20 protein-coding genes are annotated in these 23,116 nt (G+C 68.8%); 10 read left to right on the forward strand and 10 right to left on the reverse strand.

The window, feature by feature from the left end; all coding sequences use genetic code 11:
• Position 1: 1 nt before the first annotated feature.
• Entirely contained in the window at positions 2-982 is a 981-nt protein-coding gene (locus tag ACE3RQ_RS14125) for a Bug family tripartite tricarboxylate transporter substrate binding protein (protein WP_374522677.1), read from the reverse strand.
• Positions 983-1,088: 106 nt separating this feature from the next.
• Here ACE3RQ_RS14125 and ACE3RQ_RS14130 point away from each other — a divergent pair, with 106 nt between their 5' ends.
• The 4 genes from ACE3RQ_RS14130 to gloA are packed head-to-tail and all read left to right on the forward strand — an operon-like array spanning position 1,089 to position 4,878.
• Positions 1,089-1,553, forward strand: coding sequence for a MarR family winged helix-turn-helix transcriptional regulator (locus ACE3RQ_RS14130; protein WP_374522678.1), 465 nt, complete (start codon positions 1,089-1,091; stop codon positions 1,551-1,553).
• A gap of 46 nt (positions 1,554-1,599) precedes the next feature.
• The gene (gene dinG, locus ACE3RQ_RS14135; RefSeq protein WP_374522679.1) at positions 1,600-3,807 is read left to right on the forward strand and encodes an ATP-dependent DNA helicase DinG; all 2,208 of its coding nucleotides are present in this window, start codon (positions 1,600-1,602) and stop codon (positions 3,805-3,807) included.
• An 18-nt stretch (positions 3,808-3,825) separates the two neighbouring features.
• Positions 3,826-4,296, forward strand: a complete 471-nt coding sequence (locus ACE3RQ_RS14140) for a CopD family protein (protein WP_374522680.1) — start codon at positions 3,826-3,828, stop codon at positions 4,294-4,296.
• A 48-nt stretch (positions 4,297-4,344) separates the two neighbouring features.
• The gene (gene gloA, locus ACE3RQ_RS14145) at positions 4,345-4,878 is read left to right on the forward strand and encodes a lactoylglutathione lyase (RefSeq protein WP_374522681.1); all 534 of its coding nucleotides are present in this window, start codon (positions 4,345-4,347) and stop codon (positions 4,876-4,878) included.
• Here gloA and ACE3RQ_RS14150 read toward each other — a convergent pair.
• The 4 genes from ACE3RQ_RS14150 to ACE3RQ_RS14165 form a co-directional block, all read right to left on the reverse strand.
• Entirely contained in the window at positions 4,859-5,914 is a 1,056-nt protein-coding gene (locus ACE3RQ_RS14150) for a metal-dependent hydrolase (RefSeq protein ID WP_374522682.1), read from the reverse strand. The two genes, gloA and ACE3RQ_RS14150, sit on opposite strands and share 20 nt — an antisense overlap.
• Before the next feature lie 10 nt (positions 5,915-5,924).
• Positions 5,925-6,536: an intradiol ring-cleavage dioxygenase gene (locus ACE3RQ_RS14155; protein WP_374522683.1), complete on the reverse strand. Its 612-nt coding sequence runs from the start codon at positions 6,534-6,536 to the stop codon at positions 5,925-5,927.
• 108 nt (positions 6,537-6,644) lie between these two features.
• Entirely contained in the window at positions 6,645-9,317 is a 2,673-nt protein-coding gene (locus ACE3RQ_RS14160; protein WP_374522684.1) for a GNAT family N-acetyltransferase, read from the reverse strand.
• A 1-nt stretch (position 9,318) separates the two neighbouring features.
• Entirely contained in the window at positions 9,319-9,912 is a 594-nt protein-coding gene (locus ACE3RQ_RS14165) for a DUF502 domain-containing protein (protein WP_374522685.1), read from the reverse strand.
• 190 nt (positions 9,913-10,102) lie between these two features.
• Here ACE3RQ_RS14165 and ACE3RQ_RS14170 point away from each other — a divergent pair, with 190 nt between their 5' ends.
• Positions 10,103-10,438, forward strand: coding sequence for a hypothetical protein (locus ACE3RQ_RS14170; protein WP_374522686.1), 336 nt, complete (start codon positions 10,103-10,105; stop codon positions 10,436-10,438).
• A 9-nt stretch (positions 10,439-10,447) separates the two neighbouring features.
• Here the strand turns inward: ACE3RQ_RS14170 and rsmI are convergent, their stop codons facing one another.
• Positions 10,448-11,359 carry a 16S rRNA (cytidine(1402)-2'-O)-methyltransferase gene (gene rsmI / locus ACE3RQ_RS14175; RefSeq protein ID WP_374522687.1) on the reverse strand — a complete coding sequence of 304 codons (912 nt, stop codon included), beginning with the start codon at positions 11,357-11,359 and terminating at the stop codon, positions 10,448-10,450.
• Here rsmI and ACE3RQ_RS14180 point away from each other — a divergent pair, their 5' ends adjacent.
• From ACE3RQ_RS14180 to ACE3RQ_RS14190, 3 genes are read left to right on the forward strand one after another with little or no spacing between them, the layout of a single operon-like run.
• On the forward strand, positions 11,360-11,752 hold the full coding sequence (locus ACE3RQ_RS14180) for a YraN family protein (protein ID WP_374522688.1): 393 nt from the start codon (positions 11,360-11,362) through the stop codon (positions 11,750-11,752).
• A gap of 28 nt (positions 11,753-11,780) precedes the next feature.
• A complete protein-coding gene (locus ACE3RQ_RS14185; protein ID WP_374522689.1) occupies positions 11,781-12,401 on the forward strand; it encodes an SIS domain-containing protein in 621 nt (206 codons plus the stop codon).
• The gene (locus ACE3RQ_RS14190; RefSeq protein ID WP_374522691.1) at positions 12,398-13,066 is read left to right on the forward strand and encodes a BON domain-containing protein; all 669 of its coding nucleotides are present in this window, start codon (positions 12,398-12,400) and stop codon (positions 13,064-13,066) included. The genes ACE3RQ_RS14185 and ACE3RQ_RS14190 overlap by 4 nt, the downstream gene beginning before the upstream one ends.
• 70 nt (positions 13,067-13,136) lie before the next feature.
• Here the strand turns inward: ACE3RQ_RS14190 and ACE3RQ_RS14195 are convergent, their stop codons facing one another.
• Genes ACE3RQ_RS14195 through ACE3RQ_RS14205 form a run of 3 tightly spaced genes read right to left on the reverse strand, consistent with a single transcriptional unit; the run spans position 13,137 to position 16,284 of the window.
• Entirely contained in the window at positions 13,137-14,036 is a 900-nt protein-coding gene (locus ACE3RQ_RS14195) for an NAD(P)-dependent oxidoreductase (RefSeq protein WP_374522692.1), read from the reverse strand.
• A 50-nt stretch (positions 14,037-14,086) separates the two neighbouring features.
• Positions 14,087-15,223: a PilT/PilU family type 4a pilus ATPase gene (locus ACE3RQ_RS14200; protein WP_374522693.1), complete on the reverse strand. Its 1,137-nt coding sequence runs from the start codon at positions 15,221-15,223 to the stop codon at positions 14,087-14,089.
• A 17-nt stretch (positions 15,224-15,240) separates the two neighbouring features.
• A complete protein-coding gene (locus tag ACE3RQ_RS14205; protein ID WP_374522694.1) occupies positions 15,241-16,284 on the reverse strand; it encodes a type IV pilus twitching motility protein PilT in 1,044 nt (347 codons plus the stop codon).
• A gap of 38 nt (positions 16,285-16,322) precedes the next feature.
• Here ACE3RQ_RS14205 and ACE3RQ_RS14210 point away from each other — a divergent pair, with 38 nt between their 5' ends.
• A complete protein-coding gene (locus ACE3RQ_RS14210; RefSeq protein ID WP_374522695.1) occupies positions 16,323-17,036 on the forward strand; it encodes a YggS family pyridoxal phosphate-dependent enzyme in 714 nt (237 codons plus the stop codon).
• 129 nt (positions 17,037-17,165) lie between these two features.
• Positions 17,166-20,168: an L-glutamate gamma-semialdehyde dehydrogenase gene (locus ACE3RQ_RS14215; RefSeq protein WP_374522696.1), complete on the forward strand. Its 3,003-nt coding sequence runs from the start codon at positions 17,166-17,168 to the stop codon at positions 20,166-20,168.
• On the opposite strand, the gene ACE3RQ_RS14220 is transcribed toward ACE3RQ_RS14215, so the two are convergent.
• Positions 20,131-22,626 carry an EAL domain-containing protein gene (locus ACE3RQ_RS14220; RefSeq protein ID WP_374522697.1) on the reverse strand — a complete coding sequence of 832 codons (2,496 nt, stop codon included), beginning with the start codon at positions 22,624-22,626 and terminating at the stop codon, positions 20,131-20,133. The two genes, ACE3RQ_RS14215 and ACE3RQ_RS14220, sit on opposite strands and share 38 nt — an antisense overlap.
• Between the last annotated feature and the right edge of the window lie 490 nt (positions 22,627-23,116).

Raw genomic sequence — 23,116 nt, forward strand, 5'->3', positions numbered from 1 at the left:
CTCACTCCACCTTCATGCCGGTGGCTTTCACTATGGGGCCGTAGCGGTGGTAGAGCGCCTGCACGCGCTGCACCGCGGCGTCGCCGCCCAGGGCCTCAGAGAAGAGGTCAAGCTGGGCCATGCGGGCCTGCACATCGGGCTTCTTGACGGCCTCCAGAATGGCCTGCGTCAGCACCTTCTGCACCGGCTCGGGCGTGGCGGCGGGCACGGCCACGAAGTACAGCACCTCTTGCTCCAGGTTCTTGTGGCCCAGTTCGGCCACGGTGGGCAGGTCAGGCAGCAGGCGCGAGCGCTGGCGGCTGGTCACGGCCAGGCCCTTGACCTTGCCCGACTGCACGTGCGGCAGAACGCCCGGCGTGGCCAGCACGCCGCCGTCCACCTCGCCCGACAGGATGGCCGTCACGGCCGCGGTGTTGCCGCGGTAGGGAATGTGGTTCAGGCGCGTCTTGGTGGCCTCGGTGAACAGCTCCACCGCCAGGTGGCCGGGGCTGCCGCTGCCGGCCGAGCCGAAGTTCAGCGAACGCGCCTTGGCGGCCTGGATCAGCTCGGGCAGCGAGGTGATCTTGGTGCTCGGGTGCACGCCCACCAGCATGCCGGACGACGCCATCACCACCAGCGGCTTGAGGTCACCGGGCTTGTAGGGCAGGTTGGCGTAGAGGTGCGGGTTGACGGTGAAGGGCGTGTCGATGCTGAACAGCACGGTGTGGCCATCGGGCGCGCTCTTGGCCACCGTGTCGGTGCCGATGTTGCCGCCCGCGCCGGCCTTGTTCTCCACCACCATGGGCTGCTTCAGCGTCTGCTGCAGCGTGTCGCCCACCGAGCGGGCCAGCAGGTCGATGGGGCCGCCAGCGGGAAAGTTCACGACAAAGCGCACCGGCTTGCTGGGGTAGGCCTGGGCGCCGGCCAGCGGCGCGGCCAGCGCCAGGGCGCAGGCGGTCAGGGTGTGCAGGGCGCGGCGGCGCGGGAAAAACAGTGCCTTCATCTCATCTCCTCGGCAGCGGTGCGCCCTTGGGCGCGGAATCGTCAGTGGCGGATGCTAGGGAGGGACAATCGATTGCAGAAATCAACCGTTTTCGGTGTTTACCCCTATGCCCGACGACCGCCTCGCCCACCCCCGCCAGCAGGCCGACCTGCTGCTCTATCGCCTGTACCGCCTGCACACCACCGCTGGCCGGCAGATCGTGCAGATGTGCGAGGGCGAGTTCGGCATGACCCGGCGCGAGTGGCGCGTGCTGTCCTTCGTGGCCGAGCACGAGGGCGTGGCATCGTCCGAGCTGGCCCAGCACGCCATGCTCGACCGCGCCCGCACCTCGCGCACGCTGACCCTGCTGGCCGAGAAAAAGCTCATTGAGCGTCGGCCCAAGCCGTCTGACCGGCGCGAGGTGCACATGCACCTCACCGAGGAAGGGCGGCGTGTGTACGAGGCCATCGCCCCGCGCGTGGCGGCCTACAACAGCGCCATGGTCGACGGCCTGAGCCTGGCCGAGCGCCAGCAGCTCGACGCCGTGCTCGACGCCCTGCAGGCCCGCGCCGAGCGCCTGGCCCCGCCTTGAGCCCGCCCTGAGCCCGGCGCCCGCTCTGGGACAATCGCCCCCTCCCATGAGCGACGACACCCCCACCCCCAGCGCCGACGGCGCCATCACACGCGAGGCCCTGGCCCTGGCCGCCTTTGACCACCTGGTCGCCAAGGCCCCCGGTTTCCGCTCGCGCCCTGGCCAGCGCGAAATGGCCGCCCACATCGCCGCCACCCTGGCCGGCGTGCGCCTGGGCGACGAATCGGTGTCGGGCGAGGCCGGCCAGCCCGACCGCGGCATCGCCGTGGTGCAGGCCGGCACCGGCGTGGGCAAGTCGGCCGCCTACGCGGCCACCGTGATTCCGCTGGCCCTGGCTCAGCAAAAGCGCGTGATCATCAGCACCGCCACCGTGGCCCTGCAAGAGCAGCTCATCGCCAAAGACCTGCCGGCGCTCTCGGCCGCATTGCCGCAGCCCTTTGCCTTTGCCCTGGCCAAGGGGCGCGGGCGTTACGTGTGCCGCCTCAAGCTCGACCAGCTCGGCGGCGGTGACCCGGCCCACGCCGACCTGTTCGACACCGAAGAAGGCGCCAGCGCCGCCACGGCCGACAAATGGCAAGAGCGCGCGCGCCACTACAACCAGTGGGCCCAGATGCTCGACCAAGGCGACTGGGACGGCGACCGCGACCGCCTCGACGAGCAACCCGACCCTGGCCTGTGGGCCCCCGTGGCCGCCGAGCGCCACACCTGCACCGCCCGCCACTGCCCCAGCTACAACGGCTGCAGCTACTACCAGGCGCGGGCCAAGCTGGCCCAGGCGCAGGTGATCGTGGTCAACCACGACCTGCTGCTCTCCACCCTGGGCCTGCACGCCCTGCCCAACCCGCAAGACTGCTACCTCGTGTTCGACGAGGCGCACCACCTGGGCCAGGTGGCCCAGGGCCAGTTCACCGCCCATGTGGACCTGATGCGCACCCAATGGCTCGACCGCCTGCCCCGCGCGGTGGAAGAGGTGGCCAGCGCCATCGCCCACACGCCGGGGGCTGACGTCGCCCAGCTCGCCAAAGACCTCAAGGGCGCCATTGGCGACCTGGCCCGCCTGGCCATGGCCCGCATTGGCAACCTGCCCGGCTGGGGCGAGCGTCGACCCGATGCCCCGCCCGTCACCGACCGCTTCGAGGGCGGCGTGCTGCCCGAGGGCTGGCTGGAGGTCGTCATGCGCATGCAGGCCACGGCCAGCGCCCTGTTGAAAGTGAGCGAGGCCATCGCCAGCCAGCTCAAGGCCAATGCCCGCGAGAACCCAGGCGACGCCGCGCGCTGCGCCCAGCTCTACAGCCGCCTGGGCGGCTTCGCCCCGCGCCTGCAAAACGCGCAGGAAACGGCGGCGCTCTGGACCCAGGGCATGGGCGACGGCCAACCCCCACTGGCCAAGTGGCTGGAGGCCGGCGTGCAGCACGGCCTGGTCACCCTCACCGCGCACGCCTGCCCGCTGCAGCCCGGCAGCCTGCTGTCGTACCACCTGTGGAAGCAGGTGCGCGGCGCGGTGGTCACGTCCGCCTCGCTGGTCACCTGTGGTGGCTTCACCCACTTTCTGCACGAGTCGGGCCTGGCCTGGGACGCAGCCGTGGCCACGCGCGAGGTGCAAAGCCCGTTTGACCACGCGCGCCAGGGCCGCCTCATCGTGGAGCAGACCCAGGCCGACCCGCGCGAGGTGGACAGCTACACCCGCGAGATGCTGGGCCTCTTGATGGACGACCTGCGCCAGGTCAAGCGCGGCGCCCTGGTGCTGTTCACCTCGCGCGCCCAGATGGCGCAGGCCCAGGCCCTGCTGGAGCGCGGCGAACACGCCCGCCTGCGCGAGCGCGTGCTGGTGCAGGGCGAGGCCTCGCGCACCGTGCTGCTGCGCCGCCACGCCCAGCGCGTGTCAGATGGCGAGCCCTCCATCCTGTTCGGCCTGCAGTCCTTCGGCGAGGGCCTGGACCTGCCCGGCGAGCTGTGCGAATGGGTGTTCATCACCAAGCTGCCCTTTGCCTCGCCCAGCGACCCGGTGAGCCAGGCGCGGGCCGACTGGCTCAAGAGCCAGGGCCGCGACCCCTTCGTGGAACTGGTGGTGCCGGCCACCGGCGCGCGATTGCTCCAGTGGACCGGCCGGGCATTGCGCAGCGAGACCGACGAGGCGGTGGTCGTTTGCTACGATCCCCGGCTGCTGCGCCAGTCCTACGGGCGGCGCATGCTGCAAGGCCTGCCACCCTACCGGTTGCAGCGCCGCCAACACGGTGTCGTCACCGACGTCTGAACCCTCCAAACCATCGCCATGCTCTACAACGTCCTCAAGCTGCTGCACGTGCTGTCCATCGTCGTCTGGATCGGTGGCATGGTCTTCGCCCACTTCTTCCTGCGCCCGGCGGCACTCTCGCTGGAGCCGCCGCAGCGCATCGCCCTGATGCACGGCGCCCTGCAGCGCTTCTTCGGCGCCGTGCTGGTGGCCGTGATCGTGGTGCTGGGCTCGGGCGTGTGGATGATCGGCCGCGTGGCCAAGGAAACCGTGCAGGCCGGCCTGCCCTTCAACATGCCGCTGAGCTGGCACATCATGGCCGGCCTGGGCGTGCTGATGATGCTCATCTTCGGCCACATCCGCTTCGCCCTGTTCAAGCGCCTCTCGCGCGCCGTGGCGGCGCAAGACTGGCCCGCTGGTGGCGCGGCCCTGGCCTCCATCCGCACCTGGGTGGGCATCAACCTGGGTCTGGGCGTGGCCATCATCGCCTGCACGCTGCTGCTGGTCTGATCTCCCCAGGGGCCCTGGGCTCTTGGACGGGCGAGGACAATCTCGCCCATGAGCTTCACCACCGAAAACCAGCCGGGCGTCTGCGCCCAGCCTGACGCCGCCACCCGTGGCTTTGTGTTCAACCACAGCATGTTGCGTGTGAAAGATCCGGCCGTTTCGCTGGACTTCTACACCCGCGTCATGGGCATGCGCCTGCTGCGCAAACTCGACTTTCCCGAAATGTCGTTCTCGCTGTACTTCCTGGCCCGCCCGGAAGACGGCGAGGCGCCCGACGACGTGGGCCAGCGCACGAGCTGGACCTTCAGTCAGCGCGGCGTGCTCGAACTCACCCACAACTGGGGCACCGAAACCCAGGCCGATTTCAAGTACCACAACGGCAACGCCCAGCCTCAGGGCTTCGGTCACCTCTGCTTCTCGGTGCCCGACCTCGACGCCGCCGTGGCCTGGTTTGACCAGAACGGCGTGACTTACGTGAAGCGCCCCGACCAGGGCAAGATGAAAGACGTGGCTTTCATCCAAGACCCCGACGGCTACTGGATCGAGATCGTGCAGCCCTCGCGACTCAGCGCACTGGGGCGCTGAGGCCGGGCGGCTGGCCCACCGGGCCCTCGCCCAGGGCCAGCGCGCCGGGCGAGGGCACGTCAAGGCCGCGCAGGCGCTGCCACAGCCAGGGCAGGGCGACGTCCAGATCGGGCCGCGCACCGGCCATCACCGCGGGCCGTTCCGGCTGTTGCGGGTCGATCTCAAAACGGAAGGTGTAGCTCGGCTCCTGCCCCATGCGCAGGTCGGTCACCTGGTAACCACCGTCCAGTGTGGTCAGGCTGTAGAAGCCGTGGCTGAAGGCGGCCACGCGGCGCACCGCGTCGTGCTCGCCCAGCACGCCCTCCAGCTCGGCGCCCCGGCTGTGCTCGGTCCAGCGGATGCGCGTGCCGTTGTCCAGCAGGCTCACGTGGCCCTCGAAGTAGCTCTCTGGCGTCATGGCCACCAGGCGCCACAGCACCGTGTTGAAGGGCGCTGGCGTGACCAGCAGGCGCTCGGCCTCAATGCCCGCCTCGGCCAGCGAGGCGCGCGCCTGCACCGTGGCCCACTGCTGTGCGCCCAGGCTCCAGCCCAGGTAGAGCGTGCTCAGTGCCAGGCCCGCCAGGTTCCAGCGCAGCCCCTTGCCGCGCCAGGCCGCCAGGGCGGCGATCAGCCCCACCAGCAGCGGCAGGGTATAGGCCGGGTCGATGATGAACACGCTGCCCACGGCGAAGGGGTGGTCGGTGAAGGGTCGCAGCAGTTGCGTGCCGTACACCGTCATGGTGTCCAGCAGGGGGTGCGTGAACAAGGCCAGCCACAGGGCCAGCCACCAGCGCTTGAACAAGGCCGCCTCGCCCTGCCAGCGCGAGACGATCCAGGCCAGCACGGGCGCACCCAGCGTGAGCCACAGCAGCGAGTGGCTGTCGGCGCGGTGCAGCGTCATGTTGAGCACGGCGTCGCCGTGGTCGATGAAGGCGTCCAGATCAGGCAGGGTGCCCGCCAGCGCGCCCCAGGCCGCGGCTTTCCAGGCGGCGGTGCGCCGCCCCATCACCGCCACGGTCACGGCAGCGCCCAGCGCCATTTGCGTCAAGGAATCCATGCGCCGCGCCTCAGGCCTGAACCACGATGGGGAAGCGGGCAGTCAGGCCGTTGGCGCCGGACTGGAACGGCACGGTCAGTGCCTCTCGGTCCACCGCGCTCAGGCGCCGCCAGAGAAAGTCTTTGGCGTTGCCCGGCTCATCGGCCACGTACAACTGAGTGGTGAGCAATTCCATGCGGTCCAGCCGAACCTTCACGTGGATGTGCGGCGTGCGCCCGCTGTAGGGCACGGGCTTGAGCGTGCGAAAGCGGTAGCGCCCATCGCGGCCCACCACCACGCGGCCGAAGCCCTGAAACGCCGGATCGGCCCGGCCGCCATCGCCGGGGTGGTGGTAGTGGCCGGCGTGGTCGCATTGCCAGATCTCCACCACGGCGCCCGCCAGTGGCGCGCCGTTCAGGTCCACCACCGTGCCCTCCACCCAAGCCGGCGTGCCACGCGGGTAAACCGCGCTGCCATTGCGCAGCAGGTCGCCGTCGGTATCGGCCGGCAGGCTCACCGGGTAGAACGGTCCTTCGGTCTGGCTGGGCGTGGGGCGCAGCGGCCCACTGCTGGCTCGGGCCAGGCGAAGGTGCGGGGCGGCCAGGGCGGCCGCGCAGGCAAGGACGATGCGGCGGTTGGGCATGCGGTCAAATACCGATAGGGGGTATCGGTATTTGACACGCTCGCGGGCCCTCGCGCAAAAGCCCGCTCAAAAACCCGAGCGCCGGTGGGTGTCGGGTGGCGATTGGCGCTATCCGGGCTGCAACGCCAGCGTCACGCGGCGCGTCTCGGCGCTGTCGGGGTCTTCTGGGTTGGCGGTCTCGGTGAAGCCCAGGTGGCGGGCCAGGCCCAGCATGCCGGTGTTGCGGGTGAGCACGGTGCCCACCAGGCGGCGGGTGCCGCGCTGGCGCAGGTGTTCGATCAGCGCCTTCATCAGCAGGGCCCCCAGGCCCAGGCCTTTCAGGTCTGATCGCACGATCACGCCGAACTCGGCGTCCTGGTTGTCGGGGTCCACCGAGGCACGGGCCGTGCCCAGCGTTTCTTCGCCGCCCTCGGGCAAGGGGCGGGTGACGACGAAGGCCATCTCGCGGTCGTAGTCGATCTGCGTCAGCCGCGCCAGTTCGCTGTGCTCAATGTGGCGGCGGCTGTAGAACACGCGCAGTCGAATGTCGTCTGGGTCGAGCCGCTGCAGAAAGGCCAGGTGTTGTGGCTCGTCTTCGGCGCGAATGGGCCGCAGCGTGAGCGTCAGGCCCTGCCAGGCCAAGGTTTGCACCAGGTGCTGCGGGTAAGGCGCAATGGCGAACGCCGCCGCGCCGGCTGGCCGGCGAGCCGACACGCGCACCCGAGCGTCCAGCGCCACCACGCCCCCAGGGTGGGCCAGCAGGGGGTTGATGTCCAGCTCGGCCAGCTCGGGCAGCGCGGCCAGCAGGTCGGACACGGCGATCAGCGCCTCGGCCACGGCGTCCACGTCAGCGGCGGGCTCGTCGCGGTAGCCCTTCAGCAGCCGGGCCACCCGCGTGCGCGCGATCTGCGCCAGGGCCAGGGGCCGGTTCAGCGGCGGCAGGGCCAGGGCGCGGTCGGCCAGCACCTCCACCGCCGTGCCGCCCGCGCCGAACAGCAGCACCGGGCCGAACAGGGGATCGACGCTGGCGCCCACGATCAGCTCGTGCGCGTGCTTCAGGCGCACCATGGGTTGCACGGTGAAGCCGTCGATGGTGGCGTCGGGCCGGGCCTGCTGCACGCGCGCCAGCATGGCGGCCACGGCGGCGCGCAATTCGTCGGCGTTGCCAATGCCCAGCCGCACCCCGCCCACGTCCGACTTGTGCGTGATCTGCCGCGACAACACCTTCAACGCCACCGGCCAGCCCAGCGCCTGCGCCGCCGCAACGGCGGCGTCAGCGTCGGGCGGCACCACCTGTGTGGGCACGGTGGGCACGCCAGCGGCGGCCAGCAGAGCCTTGGCCTCGGCTTCGGTGAGCAGCTCGCGCCCGTCGGCCAGCACGGCATCGACGAGGCGCCGGATGGTGGCCAGGTCCGCGCCGTTGGCCAGGCTGCGCGCGGGCGGTGTTTGCAGCAACTCGGCCTGGTGCTCGCGCCAGGTGCGCAGCAGGGCCACGGCGCGCACCGCGTCTTCGGGTGTGTCGAAATCGGGCAGGCCGGCGGCCCGGCAGCGGGCGCGGGCCACGGCCACGGTGTCGCCGCCCAGCCAGCAGCCCAGCACGCGGCCGGGGTGGGCCTGGGCCAGCGGCAGCACCGCCTGCGCGATCTCGTCGCTGGGCACGATGGCCGTGGGCGCGTGCACCAGCAGCACGGCGGCTTGTCGGTCGGCCAGCAAGGCCGAGAGCGCGTCCACGTAGCGCGCCACCGGCGCGTCGCCAATGATGTCCACCGGGTTGCCCCGCGACCAGTTGGCCGGCAGCACGGCGTCAAGCTGGGCGATCCGCTCGGGCGACAAGCCACTCAGCGGCACGCCGGCTTGCGCGGCGGCGTCGGCGGCCAGCACGCCCGCGCCACCGCCGTTGGTGAGAATGCTCAGGTGCTCGATGCCCTGGTCGCGCCAGCGCGCCAGCGTCTCGGCGGCCAGAAACAGGTCTTGCAGCGTGTCCACGCGCAGCAGGCCCGCGCGGGCCACGGCGGCGTCAAACACCGCGTCCGACCCGGCCAGCGCCCCCGTGTGCGAGGCCGCGGCCTGCTGCCCGGCGCTGGAGCGCCCGGCCTTCACCACGATCACCGGCTTGTTGCGCGCCGCCGCGCGCGCGGCCGACAGAAACTTGCGCGCCCCCCGCACGCTCTCGGCGTAGAGCAGGATGGCGCGGGTGCGGCCGTCGCTGCCCAGGTAGTCCAGTAGGTCGGCGAAGTCCACGTCGGCGCTGTCGCCCAGCGAGACAAAGTGCGAAAAACCGATGCCGCGCGAGCCCGCCCAGTCCAGCATGGCCGTGACCAGCGCGCCCGACTGCGACACAAAGGCCAGCGAGCCTTTGGCCGCGCCGCAAGGCGCGAAGCTGGCGTTCAGCCCCACGTGCGGTGACAAAAGCCCGATGCCGTTGGGCCCCAGGATGCGCAGCGTGTGCACCCGCGCCGCGTCCAGCATGGCTTGCTTCTGCTCGGCGCTCAGGCCGGCGGTGATGACCACCGCCGCCTTGGTTCCGCGCGCGCCCAGTTCGGCGATCAGCCCGGGCACGGTGGCCGGTGGGGTGCACACCACCGCCAGCTCGGGCGCCTCGGGCAGGTCGGCTACGCAGGCAAACAACGGCTCGCCATCAAGGGCTTGGTGCCGGGCGTTGACGGCATAGAGCCGGCCGCCAAAGCCGCCAGCGCGCAGGTTGCGCCACACGGTGGCGCCCACGCTGCCGGGCCTCCCCGACGCGCCGATCAGCGCCACCGAAGCCGGACTGAACAAGGCGTCGAGGTGGCGGATGCTCACGTCAGCCCCCGCTGCGGTTCGACGAGGCCATCCAGGCAATCAGCGACGAGCGCATGGCCTCTTCCACCGACATTTCGATGGGCGTGGTCCAACTGCGCGGCACGAACACGGTGTAGCCGCCGATCATGTAACCCATGGGCAGGTACACGGCCACCTGGTCCAGCTCGCCCAGCGCGCCTGGCAGGCCCTTGAACGACTGGCGCGTCACCAGCCCCACGATGGACAGGTCGTTGCCCGGCATCTTCAGCAGCACCACCTGCTGCGCGTCTTGCTCGTGCGGAGCGAAGTAATCGGCAAAGTTCTTGAGCGACGAGTAGATGCTCTTCACCACCGGCAGGTTGGTGAAGGGCAACTCAAACACCGACAGCAGCCGCGCCACCACCGGCAGCGATACCAGCACCCCCAGCCCGAAAATGGCCGCCGCGCCCAGCACGATGCCCAGGCCCGGCAGGTAGAAGTCGCCCACCAGCGGCCCCACCGCGCGCATGGCCAGGTTCTCGGTCCACACCACGAACAGGTACAGCACGTAAATCGTGAGCGCCACCGGCAAGAACGTGATGAGGCCGCGCAGGAAATATCGGGTCAAGGTTTTCATGGTTCGGGGGCTGTGTCGGTCGGGCAGGGTGCGGTTGAGGATAGCAGCGCCTCGCGTCGGCTCAATGGGCCAGTCCCTTGCAAACGCAGGCCTCGCCTCCATCTGTCTCGGCCTGTTCCTGCCCGTGGTCGCGCCCGATCGTGCCCAGCGCAGGCCCGGAACTCTCCTGGCCCCCTGGGCTCTGAACCACATGAATTCTTCCAGCGATTTCCTGGGCCGCCTTGCGCGTGGCCTGTTGCGCGTGCTGCTTGGCGTGGCCGCGACCATCTTCCTGCTCAGCCTGCTCGTGGCCTCTTTGGTGGTGGTGCTGGCCATGTCGTTGTGGTCGCTCATCACCGGCCGCAAACCCGCGCCGGTGGTGATGTTCCAGCAGTTTCGCCAGGCCCAGCGGCGTTACGCCAGCGGTGTCTTCCGAGGTGCGGCCGGTGGCGATGTGGTGGACGTGCAGGCCACCGAGGTGCGCGAGGGCCAGTCCCCGGCGCAGCCCACTGCCCAGGGTGGCCCCATCACCCGGCTGGATCGCTGAACGCCGGTGTCAGTCGTGGCCGCGGCGCGCCAGCGCGGCCTGGTACACCGCATTTCGCGGTGCCCCTGTGAGTTCGGCGCACAGTTTCACCGCCGATTTGAGCGGCAGCTCGGCCAACAACAGGTCGAGCGCGCGCAAGGTGGCGGCATCCAGTTCGCCCTCGGCACTGGCGGCCTGTGCCAGCGGGTGCACCACGAGCACGAACTCGCCGCGCGTGCGGTTGGCATTGGCCGACAACCAGTCGGGCAATTCGCTGGCGCGAACCCGCGCCACCTCTTCAAACTGTTTGGTCAGTTCGCGGCCCACCGTCACCTGCCGTTCGCCCAGCGTCGCCAGGTCGCGCGCCAGGGCCTCAATGCGGTGCGGTGCTTCCAGCAGCACGCAGGCGCGGGCATCGGCCGCGATGGCCTGCACCTCGCGCTGGCGCTCGCTGGCCTTGGGCGAGAGAAAGCCCATGAACACAAAACGTCCGTCCCAGCCCGTGTGACCGGCCACGCTGAGCAGCGCCGTGACGCTGCTGGGCCCGGGCACCGGCACGCAACGCAGGCCCGCCGCCGTCACCGCGTCCACCAGGCGCGCGCCGGGGTCGCTCACGCCGGGCGTGCCGGCATCGCTCACATAGGCCACGCGCTGGCCGTCGCGCAGGCGCTGCACCACCGCCTGCGCGGCCTCGGCCTCGTTGTGCTCGTGCACCGCCAGCAGCGGCTTGTGCAGGCCGTAGCTGGTGAGCAGGCTGGCGGTGTGGCGCGTGTCCTCGCAAGCCACCGTGTCGACCAGGCCCAGCACGTGCAGGGCGCGCAGACCGATGTCGGCCAGGTTGCCGATAGGGGTGGCCACCATGTACAGGGTGCCCTGCGGATAATCCTGGCGCCCGGCCGCCTCGGCGGCGGTGCTCGACAAAGAAGGGGAGGGGGTGGACACGTGAAGCTCTTGGACAAATGGGCGGGACTGACGACCAAGGCCCGGGGAGACGCCGCCGAGGACAGGGCCCTGGCGCACCTGCAGGGCCACGGCCTGCGCCTGGTGCAACGCAACTTCCGCACGCCAGGGCGCGGTGGGGGCGAGGTCGACCTGATTATGCGGGAGCCCGACGGCACGCTGGTGTTCGTCGAGGTGCGCCAGCGGGCCGACGCCTCGCGCGGCGGCGCCAGCGCCAGCATCACGCCGCGCAAACAACAGCGCATCGTGCTGGCGGCGCGGCACTTTTTGCTGCGCCTGGGGTCACAACCGCCATGCCGCTTCGATGCCGTGCTCATCGAAGGGGCTCGCATCGAGTGGCTGCGCGCGGCTTTTGATGCGACCGTCGCCTTTTGATACACCCCCCGCCGCTATCATCGCGCCCATGCTTTTGCAACGCATCCAGCAACAGTTCATCGACAGTGCCGACCTCAAGTACCAGTGCGCGCAAGTGCTGGCACCCGCCGTGGAGGCCGCCACCGGCGCCGTCCTGGCCTGCGTGACCGGTGGGGGCAAGGTATTGGCTTGCGGCAATGGCGCCTCGTCGGCCGCCGCCCAGTTGTTCGCCGCCGCCTTTGTGGGCCGCTTCGAGCGCGAGCGTCCCGAGTTGGCCGCCCTGGCCCTCTCGGCCGACGCCACCTTGGTCACCGCCATTTCCACCGACTTCGACGCCCGTTCCATCTTCTCGCGCCAAGTGCGTGCGCTGGGCCAGGCGGGCGATGTGCTGGTGGTGGCCTCGTACAACGGCCAGGGGGCCAACCTGCTGGCCGCCGTGGAGGCCGCGCACGAGCGCGACATGGTGGTGGTGGCCCTGACCGGGGGGCGTGGCGGCGTGCTGGCCCCGGCCCTGCGCGACACCGACGTTCACATCTGTGTGCCCAGTGAACACCCAGCCCGCGTGCACGAGGTGCACCAGCTGGTGCTCAATGCCTTGTGCGATGGCGTTGACGTGCAACTGCTGGGCCTGCCCGACGAACCCTTTACCGAACCGGAGAGCCTTTCATGAAACCGATGACCCGTCGAACCTTGGCCACTCTGTCCACCGCCGTGGCGCTGGGCGTTCTGTTGCCGGCTTGTGCGCCCTTGGTGGTGGGTGGCGCCGCCGTGGGCACCGCTCTGGTGGCGGTGGACCGCCGCACCTCAGGTGCCCAGCTTGACGACCAAGGCATCGAGCTGCGCGCCGCCAATCGCCTGCGTGAGCAGTTCGGTGAACGCGCCAACATCGCGGTCACCAGCTACAACCGCCAGGTTTTGCTCACTGGCGAGGCAGCCAACGCCAACGTCAAGGCCGAGGCCGAGCGCGTGGTGGCCGGCGTGGACAACGTGCGCAGCATCGTGAACGAGATCGGGGTGGTCAACTCGCCCAGCCTGGGCCAGCGCTCCAACGACACCATCATCACCGGCCAGGTGAAGGCCGGCATGGTGGACGCCAAAGACCTGTCGGCCAGCGCCTTCAAGGTGGTCACCACCCGCGGCACCGTGTACCTCATGGGCCGCGTGACCCAGCGCGAAGCCAACCGCGCCACCGACATCGCCCGCAACATCTCGGGCGTGACCCGCGTGGTGCGCGTGTTCGAGATCATCACCGAGGAAGAGCTGGCCAAGCTGGCCTCGCCCGTGAAGGCCGAGGAAGACGCGGCCAAGCGCAACGCCACGGGCGGCAATAACTGATCACCGCCATGCGCGAGCAAAGAGAAAGGGGGCCATCGGCCCCCTTTTCGTTTGGCTTGCCGCACGCGAATCAGCGCAGGCGCTTGATCAGGCTGGAGGTGTCAAGCCGGTTGCCGCCCATGGCTTGCACGTCGGCGTAGAACTGGTCCACCAGGGCCGTGACCGGCAGGCGCGCGCCGTTGCGCTTGGCCTCGTCCAGCACCAGGCCCAGGTCTTTGCGCATCCAGTCCACGGCGAAGCCGAAGTCAAACTTGTCGGCCACCATGGTCTTGCCGCGGTTGTCCATTTGCCAGCTTTGCGCCGCGCCTTTGCCGATCACGTCGAGCACCTGTTCCATGTTCAGGCCAGCTTTCTGGCCGAAGGCGATGGCTTCCGACAGGCCCTGCACCAGACCGGCAATGCAGATCTGGTTGACCATCTTGGTGAGCTGGCCGGCGCCGCTGCCACCCATCAGGGTGAAGGCGCGCGAGAAGGCCATGGCCACCGGCTTGACCGCATCGAAGGCGGCCTGGTCGCCACCGCACATCACGGTGAGCGCGCCGTTCTGGGCGCCTGCCTGGCCGCCCGAGACCGGCGCGTCCACAAAGGCCAGGCCCAGGTTGCGCGCCGCGCCGTACAGCTCGCGCGCCACGTCGGCCGAGGCGGTGGTGTGGTCCACGAAGATGGCGCCGGGTTGCATGCCCGCCAGGGCGCCATCGGCGCCCAGGGTGATCGAGCGCAGGTCATCGTCATTGCCCACGCAGGCGAACACGATGCTGGCGCCCTGGGCCGCCTCGCGCGGCGTGGCCTTGGCCGTGCCACCGAATTCCTTGGCCCAGGCCTGGGCCTTGGCGAAGGTGCGGTTGTAGACCGTGACCTGGTGCCCGGCGCGGGCCAGGTGGCCGGCCATGGGGTAGCCCATGACGCCCAGGCCCAGAAAGGCCACGGATTGCGGGGGAACGGTGTCGTAGCTGCGCTCGGCGATGCTCATCGTCAAACCTTGTCTCTGGTTGTTGGAGTTGGGGGAGCGACGACTGTAGATCAAATGATGGAGAGGTGCTCGGTGCCCGCGGCCAAGTCCAGGGATTTGGCGCGCTGGCTGTTGAGCTTGACCTGCAGGCGCAGGTCATTGATGGAGTCGGCGTTGCGCAGCGCGTCTTCCAGCGTGATGAGGTTAGCCTCGAAGGCGTTGAAGAGCGCCTGGTCGAAGGTCTGCATGCCGATGTTGGTGCTCTTCTTCATGATCTCCTTGATCTCGGCCACTTCGCCCTTGAAGATCAGGTCGGCGATCAGCGGGGAGTTGAGCATGATCTCCACCGCCGCGAAGCGGCCCTTGTTGTCCTGGCGCGGCACGAGGCGCTGGGAGATGAGGGCGCGCAGGTTCAGCGACAGGTCCATCAACAGTTGGGCACGGCGGTCTTCCGGGAAGAAGTTGATCACCCGGTCCAACGCCTGGTTGGCGCTGTTGGCGTGCAGCGTGGCCAGGCAGAGGTGGCCCGTTTCCGCGAACTGGATGGCGTGCTCCATGGTTTCGCGGTCGCGGATCTCGCCCATCAGGATCACGTCTGGCGCCTGGCGCAGCGTGTTCTTCAGGGCCGCTTCCCAGCTGTCGGTGTCCAGGCCCACCTCGCGTTGCGTGACCACGCAGTTCTTGTGCGGGTGCACGAACTCCACCGGGTCTTCGATGGTGATGATGTGACCGTGGCTGTGCTCGTTGCGCCAGTCCACCATGGCCGCCAGCGAGGTGGACTTGCCCGACCCGGTGGCGCCCACCAGGATGCACAGGCCACGCTTGCTCATCACCACGTCCTTGAGCACCTGGGGCAGACCGAGTTGGTCGATCGTGGGCAAGGTGGCCGGAATCGTGCGCAGCACCATGCCCACCTTGCCTTGCTGGATGAAGGCGCTCACGCGAAAGCGCCCAACCCCCGGTGGCGAGATCGCGAAGTTGCACTCCTTGGTGCGCTCGAACTCGGCGGCCTGCTTGTCGTTCATGATGGCACGCGCCAGTGCCAGGGTGTGGGCGCCCGACAGCGGTTGCGGCGACACCTTCACCACCGAGCCGTCCACCTTGATCGCCGGCGGAAACTCGGCGGTGATGAACAGGTCGCTGCCGCTGCGGCTGAGCATTAACCGAAGCAGGTCATTGATGAATTTCGATGCCTGATCGCGTTCCATGTGTTGTATCTCCCTGATCAGCCCGGGAAGTTCTCGGGGATCTTCGCTTTGCTGCGCGCCTCGGCTGGGCTGATGACGTGGCGCCGCACGAGGTCGGTGAGGTTCTGGTCGAGGGTCTGCATGCCCACGTTGTTGCCGGTCTGGATGGCCGAGTACATCTGCGCCACTTTCGCCTCGCGAATGAGGTTGCGAATGGCGCTGGTGCCCAGCATGATCTCGTGCGCCGCCACGCGGCCCGAGCCATCTTTGAGCTTGCAAAGCGTCTGCGAGATCACCGCCACCAGCGACTCCGACAGCATGGCGCGCACCATGTCTTTTTCTTCGGCCGGGAACACGTCGATGATGCGGTCAATGGTCTTGGCGGCGCTGCTGGTGTGTAGCGTGCCGAACACCAGGTGGCCGGTCTCGGCGGCCGTCATGGCCAGGCGAATGGTCTCCAGGTCGCGCATCTCGCCCACGAGGATCGCGTCCGGGTCTTCGCGCAGGGCCGAGCGCAGCGCGTTGTTGAAGCTCAAGGTGTGCGGCCCCACCTCGCGCTGGTTCACCAGGCACTTCTTCGACTCGTGCACGAATTCCACCGGGTCTTCCACCGTGAGGATGTGGCCGTACTCGGTCTCGTTGAGGTGGTTGATCATGGCCGCCAGCGTGGTCGACTTGCCCGAGCCGGTGGGGCCGGTCACCAGCACCAGGCCGCGCGGGCGCAGCGCCAGGTCGGCAAAAATCTTGGGGGCGTTGAGTTGCTCCAGCGTCAGGATCTTGCTGGGAATCGTGCGGAACACCGCGCCGGCGCCCCGGTTGTGGTTGAAGGCGTTCACGCGAAAACGTGCCAGGCCCTCGATCTCGAACGAGAAGTCCACTTCGAGGAATTCCTCGTAGTGCTTGCGCTGGCTGTCGTTCATGATGTCGTAGACCATGGCGTGCACCGCCTTGTGGTCCAGGGGCGGCGTGTTGATCCGCCTCACATCACCATGCACCCGTATCATGGGCGGCAGCCCCGCCGAGAGGTGGAGATCCGATGCCTTGTTCTTGACGCTGAAGGCCAGCAATTGGGTGATGTCCATCCCGGGGCGGTCCTTGCTGTTGGGTACTGAAAACGATTATGACGACGATTGAAGACAACCTCCACCGCGTCAGGGCGCGCCTGCAACAGGCTTGCAATGCTGCTGGGCGGTCCGTCAATGAGGTTACTTTGCTGGCGGTTTCCAAGACCTTCGAGGCCGATGCCGTCCGTCAGGCCTACGCCGCCGGTCAGCAAGCTTTCGGGGAAAACTACGTGCAGGAGGGCGTCGAGAAGGTCGAGCAGGTGCGCGCCTTGGGTGCCTGCCCGCACATCGTGTGGCACTGCATCGGCCCTTTGCAAAGCAATAAGACGCGATTGGTTGCCGAGCATTTTGATTGGGTGCAGTCGATCGATCGGCTCAAGATCGCGCAGCGCTTGAACGAGCAGCGCCCAGCGCAGCTGCCGCCGCTGCAGGTGTGTATTCAGGTGAACGTGGACGGTGGCGCCAACAAATCAGGCGTGGCCGCCGGCGACGCGCTCGAACTGGCCCAGGCGATGGCGGCCTTGCCCCGCTTGCGCCTGCGCGGGCTGATGGCCATTCCCGAGCCGGCGCCCGACTTTGAGACCCAGCGCGCCTTGTTCCTGCGCGCCAAGGCGTTGTTTGACGAACTGCGGGCCCATGGTCTGGACCTCGACACCCTCTCCCTGGGCATGAGCGACGACCTGGAGGCCGCCGTGGCGGCGGGCTCCACCATGGTTCGGGTGGGCCGGGCGGTGTTCGGGCATCGCGAACGCAAGGTGGCGGCCGCCTGAGACGGTGGGTGCCGCGCATGGCGGCCAGGCCCCATCCCGACGGGGTATTGGGCCATTTCATGGTGGGCAATTCCGTCGGTCTTGGTTCAAGATGGCGCCAGCTCATGCCAACCGAAAGCGGGGGCCACCATGGGAATCGACAGCGATGTCTTGCCACCTCCCGACCGATCCGAGTCCGACGCCTTGGCCGAGGCGCAGCGCGCCTTGGGCGACGGGCTTGATTGGTCGGCGGTTCGCCGCGTGGCGTCGCCCTGGGTGCAGGCGGTGCGGGCAGCACCTCAGGCGCCCTGGGCGCTGGATCGCCTGCTTCAGGCCTTCCCCTTGGGCAGTACCGAAGGCCTGGCCCTGATGCGCCTGGCCGAGGCCTTGTTGCGCGTGCCCGATGCGCCCACCGCGGCGGCCTTGGTGGCCGATCACCTGGGGCGGGCCGACTGGGCGCAACAGGGTGGCGTGGAGGGGGCGACGGCGGCCTTGCTGCGGGCAGCGGGCCAAGGCGCTGCCCCGCCCAGTGGGCGATGGCCAGAAGGGCTGGCCGCCTGGCGCTCGCGGGCGCTGGTGGTGCTGGCCCGTCGCGCCGTGCGCCTGTTCGGGCGCCAGTTCGTCCTAGCCGAGACCATGGCAGACGCTGTCGCCCGAGCCAGGCGGGCACGGGAACGTGGGCCGGCCTGGCGCTTCAGCTTCGACAGGCTCGGCGAAGGCGCGCGCACCGAGGCCGATGCCCAGCGGCACCTGGCGCATTACCGCCAGGCCATTGAGGTGCTGGCCCGCGAGGCACGCGCGGGCGATTCGCTTCAAGGTCGTGATGGCGTGTCCATCAAGCTCAGCGCCCTGCACCCTCGCTACGACCCCCTGCAACGCGAACGGGTGATGGCCGAGCTGGTGCCGCGCGTATGGGCCTTGTGCGAACAGGCCGCCGCGGCCGACATCGGCCTGACCATCGACGCGGAGGAAGCCGATCGGCTGGAGTTGTCGCTGGCGGTGTTCGACGAACTCGCCCAACGCGTGGCCGCGAAGCAGCCGCAATGGGGCGGGCTGGGTCTGGTGGTGCAGGCCTACCAGACGCGCGCCCTGGCGGTGGTCTCGCACCTGCTCACGCGGGCCCAGGCCTTGGGCCTGCGCATGCAATGTCGTTTGGTGAAGGGCGCTTACTGGGACGGCGAAATTCAGCGAGCCCAACAGTTGGGCCTGCGGGCCTACCCCGTGTTCACCGACAAGGCGCACACCGACCTGAGCTACCTTGCCTGCGCCCAGGCCTTGTTGGCCGGCGGCGATGGGGTCTATCCGCAGTTCGCCACCCACAACGCCGCCACCGTGGCCGCTGTCCTGCAGTTGGCCAAGGGCCGCACCACCGGCTTTGAGTTCCAGCGACTGCATGGCATGGGCGAGGCCCTCTACCGTGAGGTCATGCGGCAGCACCCGTTGCCTTGCCGCGTGTACGCGCCGGTGGGACAGGCCAGCGATTTGCTGGCCTACCTGGTGCGGCGCCTATTGGAGAACGGCGCCAACACGTCCTTTGTGCACCAGCTGGCCAATGCGCGCGTCAGCGAAGACGTGCTGCTGGCCTCGCCCTGGGCCCGCGCAGAGGCCAGCCCCTTCCCCTTGCCGCGTGACGTGGCTGGCCCGCAGCGACGCAACAGCCAGGGCCTTGACCTGGCCGTGGCCGGGCACCGCCGCGAACTGAGTCAGGCCTGGTCGCGCACGCTGCTGCCCTCTGTGCACGAGGCAACGGTGGCGCAGATTCCCCAGGCCATGGAGCGGGCGTCCAAGGCCTTTGTCGAATGGGAGGCCAGGCCCGTGGCCCAGCGCGCGGCCTGCCTGCGCCATGCGGCCGATGCCCTGCAGGCCGATCTGCCCGATTGGTGCGCGCTTGTGGTGCGCGAAGGCCGCAAGACATGGCCCGATGCGGTGGCCGAGGTGCGCGAGGCGATCGACTTTCTGCGCTATTACGCCGCCGAGGCCGAGCGCGTGATGGCGCCCCAGGCCCTGCCGGGCGTGGCGGGCGAGCGCAACACCTGGCGCTTGCGGGGGCACGGCGTGTGGGTCTGCATCAGCCCCTGGAACTTCCCCCTGGCCATCTTCGTGGGGCAGGTGGCGGCGGCCCTGGTCACCGGCAACGCGGTGCTGGCCAAGCCCGCCGAACAGACACCGGCCGTGGCCCTGGCGGCCGTTCGCCTCTTGCACGAGGCGGGTGTGCCCGAGGCCGTGCTGCAGTGCCTGTGCGGCCCGGGCGAATCGGTCGGGGCCGCGCTGGTGGCCCAGGCCGGTGTGGCGGGCGTGGCCTTCACCGGTTCCACGGCGGTGGCCAAGGCCATTCAGCAGACGCTGGCGCAGCAGCCCGGGCCCATCACGGCGTTGATTGCCGAGACCGGTGGCGTGAACGCCATGGTGGTGGACAGCACGGCCCTTCCTGAGCAGGTAGCCGATGCGGTGGTGCAAAGCGCCTTTCGCAGCGCCGGGCAGCGCTGCTCGTGCCTGCGACTGCTGTGCGTGCACGAGGCCGTGGCCGATGCGGTGATCGAGATGGTGGTGGGCGCTGCCCGAACACTGCGCCTGGGCGACCCAGCCGATTTCTCGACCGACGTCGGTCCTCTGATCGACATGGCGGCGCACGAAGGCGTGCAACGCCAGCTACAGGCCTTGCGTCAGCGGGCCACCAAGGCCTGGCTGGTGCACAGCGATGTGCCAGCGCCCTGGCTCGCGCCGCAGGTGCTGGAGGTGGCCCGCGTGAGCGAGGTGCGCGAGGAGATTTTCGGTCCGGTGTTGCAGGTGCTGCGCTGGCGTAGCGACCCCGCCGAGCTGGTGCAGGCTATCAACGCCCTCGGCTACGGCCTGACCTTGGGCATTCACTCGCGCATCGATGGCCGGGCCGAGTCTTTGGCCCGACTGGCCCGCGTGGGCAATGTCTACGTGAACCGCAACATGGTGGGGGCGGTGGTGGGCATGCAGCCCTTTGGTGGCGAGGGGCTCAGCGGCACCGGGCCCAAGGCCGGTGGACCTTTGTATCTCTCGCGCTTCTGTGCCGAGCAGGCGGTCAGCGTGAACACGGCCGCCGCTGGCGGCAACGTGGAGCTGCTGGTGGCGCGCCCGCCAGGCCTCAGCCCAGCACCAGAAGGCTCGAACCCGGTTGCGTGAGCAGGGATTCGAGCGCCTCGATGGGCAGCGGGCGTGAGAACAGGTGGCCCTGGAACTGGTCGCAGCCCTGGTAGGCCAGAAAGTCGCGCTGCTCCACCGTCTCCACGCCCTCGGCCACCACCTGCAGGCTCAGGCTCTGGGCCAGCGTGATGATGGCCCTTGAGATGGCCGCGTCGTTGGGGTCGGTCAGCACATCGGCCACGAAGCCCTTGTCGATCTTGAGCTGGTCCAGCGGCAGGCGCTTGAGGCACGAGAGCGACGAATAACCCACGCCGAAGTCGTCCAGCGACAGCGTGACGCCCAGACCTTTTAGCATGCCCATCTTCTCGATGGTGATCTCCATGCGGTCCGCCAGCAGGCTTTCGGTGAGTTCCAGCTTCAGCCGGTGCGGCCGGATGCCGGTGCGCGAGATGGCGGCCATCACCGAGTCCACGAAGTCGGGGTGGCGGAACTGGCGCACGCTCACGTTCACCGCGATGCTCAGGTTGCCCGTCTCCGGGCGCAAGGCCCAGCGCGAGAGTTGTTCGCAGGCCTGCTCCAGCACCCACTGGCCCAGCGGCAAGATCAGGCCCGTGTCTTCGGCCACCGGAATGAACTCGGCCGGTTGCATCAGGCCGCGCTGCGGGTGCTGCCAGCGCACCAGCGCCTCCACCCCGGTGATCACGCCCAGCCGGTCCACCTGGGGCTGGAAGTGCAGGGTGAATTGCTGCTCACGCAAGGCCACGCGCAGGTCTGAGCGGATGGTGGCGTGGTGGCTCATGCTGGCCTGCATGTCCGGGTCAAAGAAGCACAGTTGGTTGCGCCCCATCGACTTGGCCTGGAACATCGCCAGGTCGGCCTGCTTGAGCAGCTCGGCCACGTCGCTTTGTTCGCCATTGAATGGCGTCACGCCAATGCTGGGGGTGGCGAAATGCTGGTGTCCCGTCAGCTGGAAAGGCTCGCGCAGCGCATTGAGCACCTTCTCGGCCAGGCGGCGCGCCTTGTAGGCGGCGGTTTCCGCGTCGGTGCTCAGGTCGTCCACCATCACCACGAACTCGTCACCACCCAGGCGCGCCACCGTGTCGGTCTTGCGCACGCTGTTGATCAGGCGGTGCGCCACGCGCTGCAGCAACTGATCGCCAATGTGGTGCCCCAGTGTGTCGTTGAGCACCTTGAAGTTGTCCAGGTCAATGAACATCAGCGCACCATAGACGCCCGTGCGAGCGCTGGACGCCAGCGCCTGCTGCAGCCGGTCCAGCAGCAGTTGGCGGTTGGGCAGGTCGGTGAGCGCGTCGTAGAACGCCAGGTGGCGAATCATGTCTTCGGCGGTCTTGCGCTGGGTGATGTCGCGGCCCACCGCCACCCAGTGCGTCACCTCATCGGCATTGGCCTGCACCGACACCACTTCCAGTTCCACCCAGAACAGCGCGCCGTTCTTGCGCTTGATCATCAACTCGGTGCGCGCCTTCTGGGTCTGTTGCAGCCCGCGCGCCAGTTCCTGCAGCTTGGTCACCGTGGGCCCCAGCTCCAGCAGCATGCGCGGTGACTGGTCCAGCACATCGCTGCGGGCGTAGCCGGTGTGCTGCTCGAAGGCATCGTTGACGAACACGATGCGCGGCTCCTGCTGGTGGCTGGCGCCGGTTTCGGCAATGAGCACGATGTCGTTGAGTCGAGAGACGCTGGTCTCCAGCAGCATCAGCTGCTCCTGTGATCGGCGGCGCTCGGTCACGTCCCGGAAGTAAACCGCCAGGCCCTCGGTGAACGGGTAGGCCCGCACCTCCAGCCACTTGCCCAGCAGCGGGAAGAAATCCTCGAATTCCACCCGGCGGTTTGACTCCAGTGCCCGCTGCAGGCTGCTGCGCATGCGCTGCGCCAGCGCCGGGTTGAAGTCGTGCCACACCTCCAGCCCCAGCAGTTCACCCGTGGTCTTCTGCAGCAGCCGCTCGCTCTCCTGGTTCAGGTAGGTGAAGCAGCACTGGCGATCGAGCGTCACGAAGGCTTCGGTGATGCTGGCCAGGGTGGTCGTCAGCCGCATGGCCAGGCGCAAGGTGTCTTGCTGGGCCTGTTTCTGCGCGGCGATGTCTTGCACCGCCCCTTGGATGCGCACCACCCGCCCGTGCTCGTCGCGCACTGCCGTGCCCACGGTGCGAACCCATTTGTGGTGCCCGCCCTCCACCAGAATCTGCATCTCTTCGTCGAAGCCTTCGCCCGAGAGCGCGCAGCGATCGAGCCACTGCCGAATGCCCGCCCGCCAATCGGGGCTGTAGCGCTCAATCAAGGCATTGCGGTCCGGCAGGGCCTGGCCGTCGCGCAGCCCCAGGATGGTGGCGAACTCGCTGGAGTGCTCAAGTGCCGCGGAGTCTGTCCAGAGCGACCAGCTGCCCACACCCCCCGTGTGCTCGGTCAGGTCCTGGCGGCTGCGCGTGTCACGCAGCAGATTGGCCTGCTGGCGCATCGCTTCCTGGCTGCGCTTTATCAAGGCCCAGGTCTGTTGCCCCATCGCCTGAAGTTGTGCCAGTGACTCCGTGCCGCCCTGGCTTGGGCGGCCGCAGACCAACAAGGCCGGCTCGCTGTCAGTCGACTCGCCGTCCCCTGCAAGGCTCAGGCGAATCAATTGAGGCCAGCGGATTTGTTGATCGCTCTCCCTCTGGGGTGTGCCAGGCGCAATTGCCGCTTGCGTAATGGCCGCCTCTGCCCCCGCTTGATCGGTGCCATGCCACCACATCGCTCCTCCTGCCTCTGGCAGGCTGATCACAGCGGCTTCGCAACCAAGGAGGCGGCACGCCACTGCCACCAGGGGCTTCAATGGGGACAGCCCCTGATCGGGATCCGGCTTGTTTGGGGGGGAAGACATAAGCAGGAAGACTCAGTTTGTGACCGGGTCAAGCATAGCCACCCCTTGGAGGTGCGCTTGATCATGCGCACTTGGCGCCGCGAGGTCTCGCGTGAACAGTTTCACGCAACTCGGT

It is taken from the genome of Hydrogenophaga sp. (genome assembly GCF_041913525.1).
Classification (GTDB): domain Bacteria; phylum Pseudomonadota; class Gammaproteobacteria; order Burkholderiales; family Burkholderiaceae_C; genus Hydrogenophaga.

What these genes read in the sequence shown, in the direction of transcription:
- ACE3RQ_RS14125 (WP_374522677.1), bottom strand. Translation starts at nt 982, where the DNA reads ATGAAGGCACTGTTTTTCCCGCGCCGCCGCGCCCTGCACACCCTGACC.
- ACE3RQ_RS14130 (WP_374522678.1), top strand. Translation starts at nt 1,089, where the DNA reads ATGCCCGACGACCGCCTCGCCCACCCCCGCCAGCAGGCCGACCTGCTG.
- dinG (WP_374522679.1), top strand. Translation starts at nt 1,600, where the DNA reads ATGAGCGACGACACCCCCACCCCCAGCGCCGACGGCGCCATCACACGC.
- ACE3RQ_RS14140 (WP_374522680.1), top strand. Translation starts at nt 3,826, where the DNA reads ATGCTCTACAACGTCCTCAAGCTGCTGCACGTGCTGTCCATCGTCGTC.
- gloA (WP_374522681.1), top strand. Translation starts at nt 4,345, where the DNA reads ATGAGCTTCACCACCGAAAACCAGCCGGGCGTCTGCGCCCAGCCTGAC.
- ACE3RQ_RS14150 (WP_374522682.1), bottom strand. Translation starts at nt 5,914, where the DNA reads ATGGATTCCTTGACGCAAATGGCGCTGGGCGCTGCCGTGACCGTGGCG.
- ACE3RQ_RS14155 (WP_374522683.1), bottom strand. Translation starts at nt 6,536, where the DNA reads ATGCCCAACCGCCGCATCGTCCTTGCCTGCGCGGCCGCCCTGGCCGCC.
- ACE3RQ_RS14165 (WP_374522685.1), bottom strand. Translation starts at nt 9,912, where the DNA reads ATGAAAACCTTGACCCGATATTTCCTGCGCGGCCTCATCACGTTCTTG.
- ACE3RQ_RS14170 (WP_374522686.1), top strand. Translation starts at nt 10,103, where the DNA reads ATGAATTCTTCCAGCGATTTCCTGGGCCGCCTTGCGCGTGGCCTGTTG.
- ACE3RQ_RS14185 (WP_374522689.1), top strand. Translation starts at nt 11,781, where the DNA reads ATGCTTTTGCAACGCATCCAGCAACAGTTCATCGACAGTGCCGACCTC.
- ACE3RQ_RS14190 (WP_374522691.1), top strand. Translation starts at nt 12,398, where the DNA reads ATGAAACCGATGACCCGTCGAACCTTGGCCACTCTGTCCACCGCCGTG.
- ACE3RQ_RS14195 (WP_374522692.1), bottom strand. Translation starts at nt 14,036, where the DNA reads ATGAGCATCGCCGAGCGCAGCTACGACACCGTTCCCCCGCAATCCGTG.
- ACE3RQ_RS14200 (WP_374522693.1), bottom strand. Translation starts at nt 15,223, where the DNA reads ATGGAACGCGATCAGGCATCGAAATTCATCAATGACCTGCTTCGGTTA.
- ACE3RQ_RS14205 (WP_374522694.1), bottom strand. Translation starts at nt 16,284, where the DNA reads ATGGACATCACCCAATTGCTGGCCTTCAGCGTCAAGAACAAGGCATCG.
- ACE3RQ_RS14210 (WP_374522695.1), top strand. Translation starts at nt 16,323, where the DNA reads ATGACGACGATTGAAGACAACCTCCACCGCGTCAGGGCGCGCCTGCAA.
- ACE3RQ_RS14215 (WP_374522696.1), top strand. Translation starts at nt 17,166, where the DNA reads ATGGGAATCGACAGCGATGTCTTGCCACCTCCCGACCGATCCGAGTCC.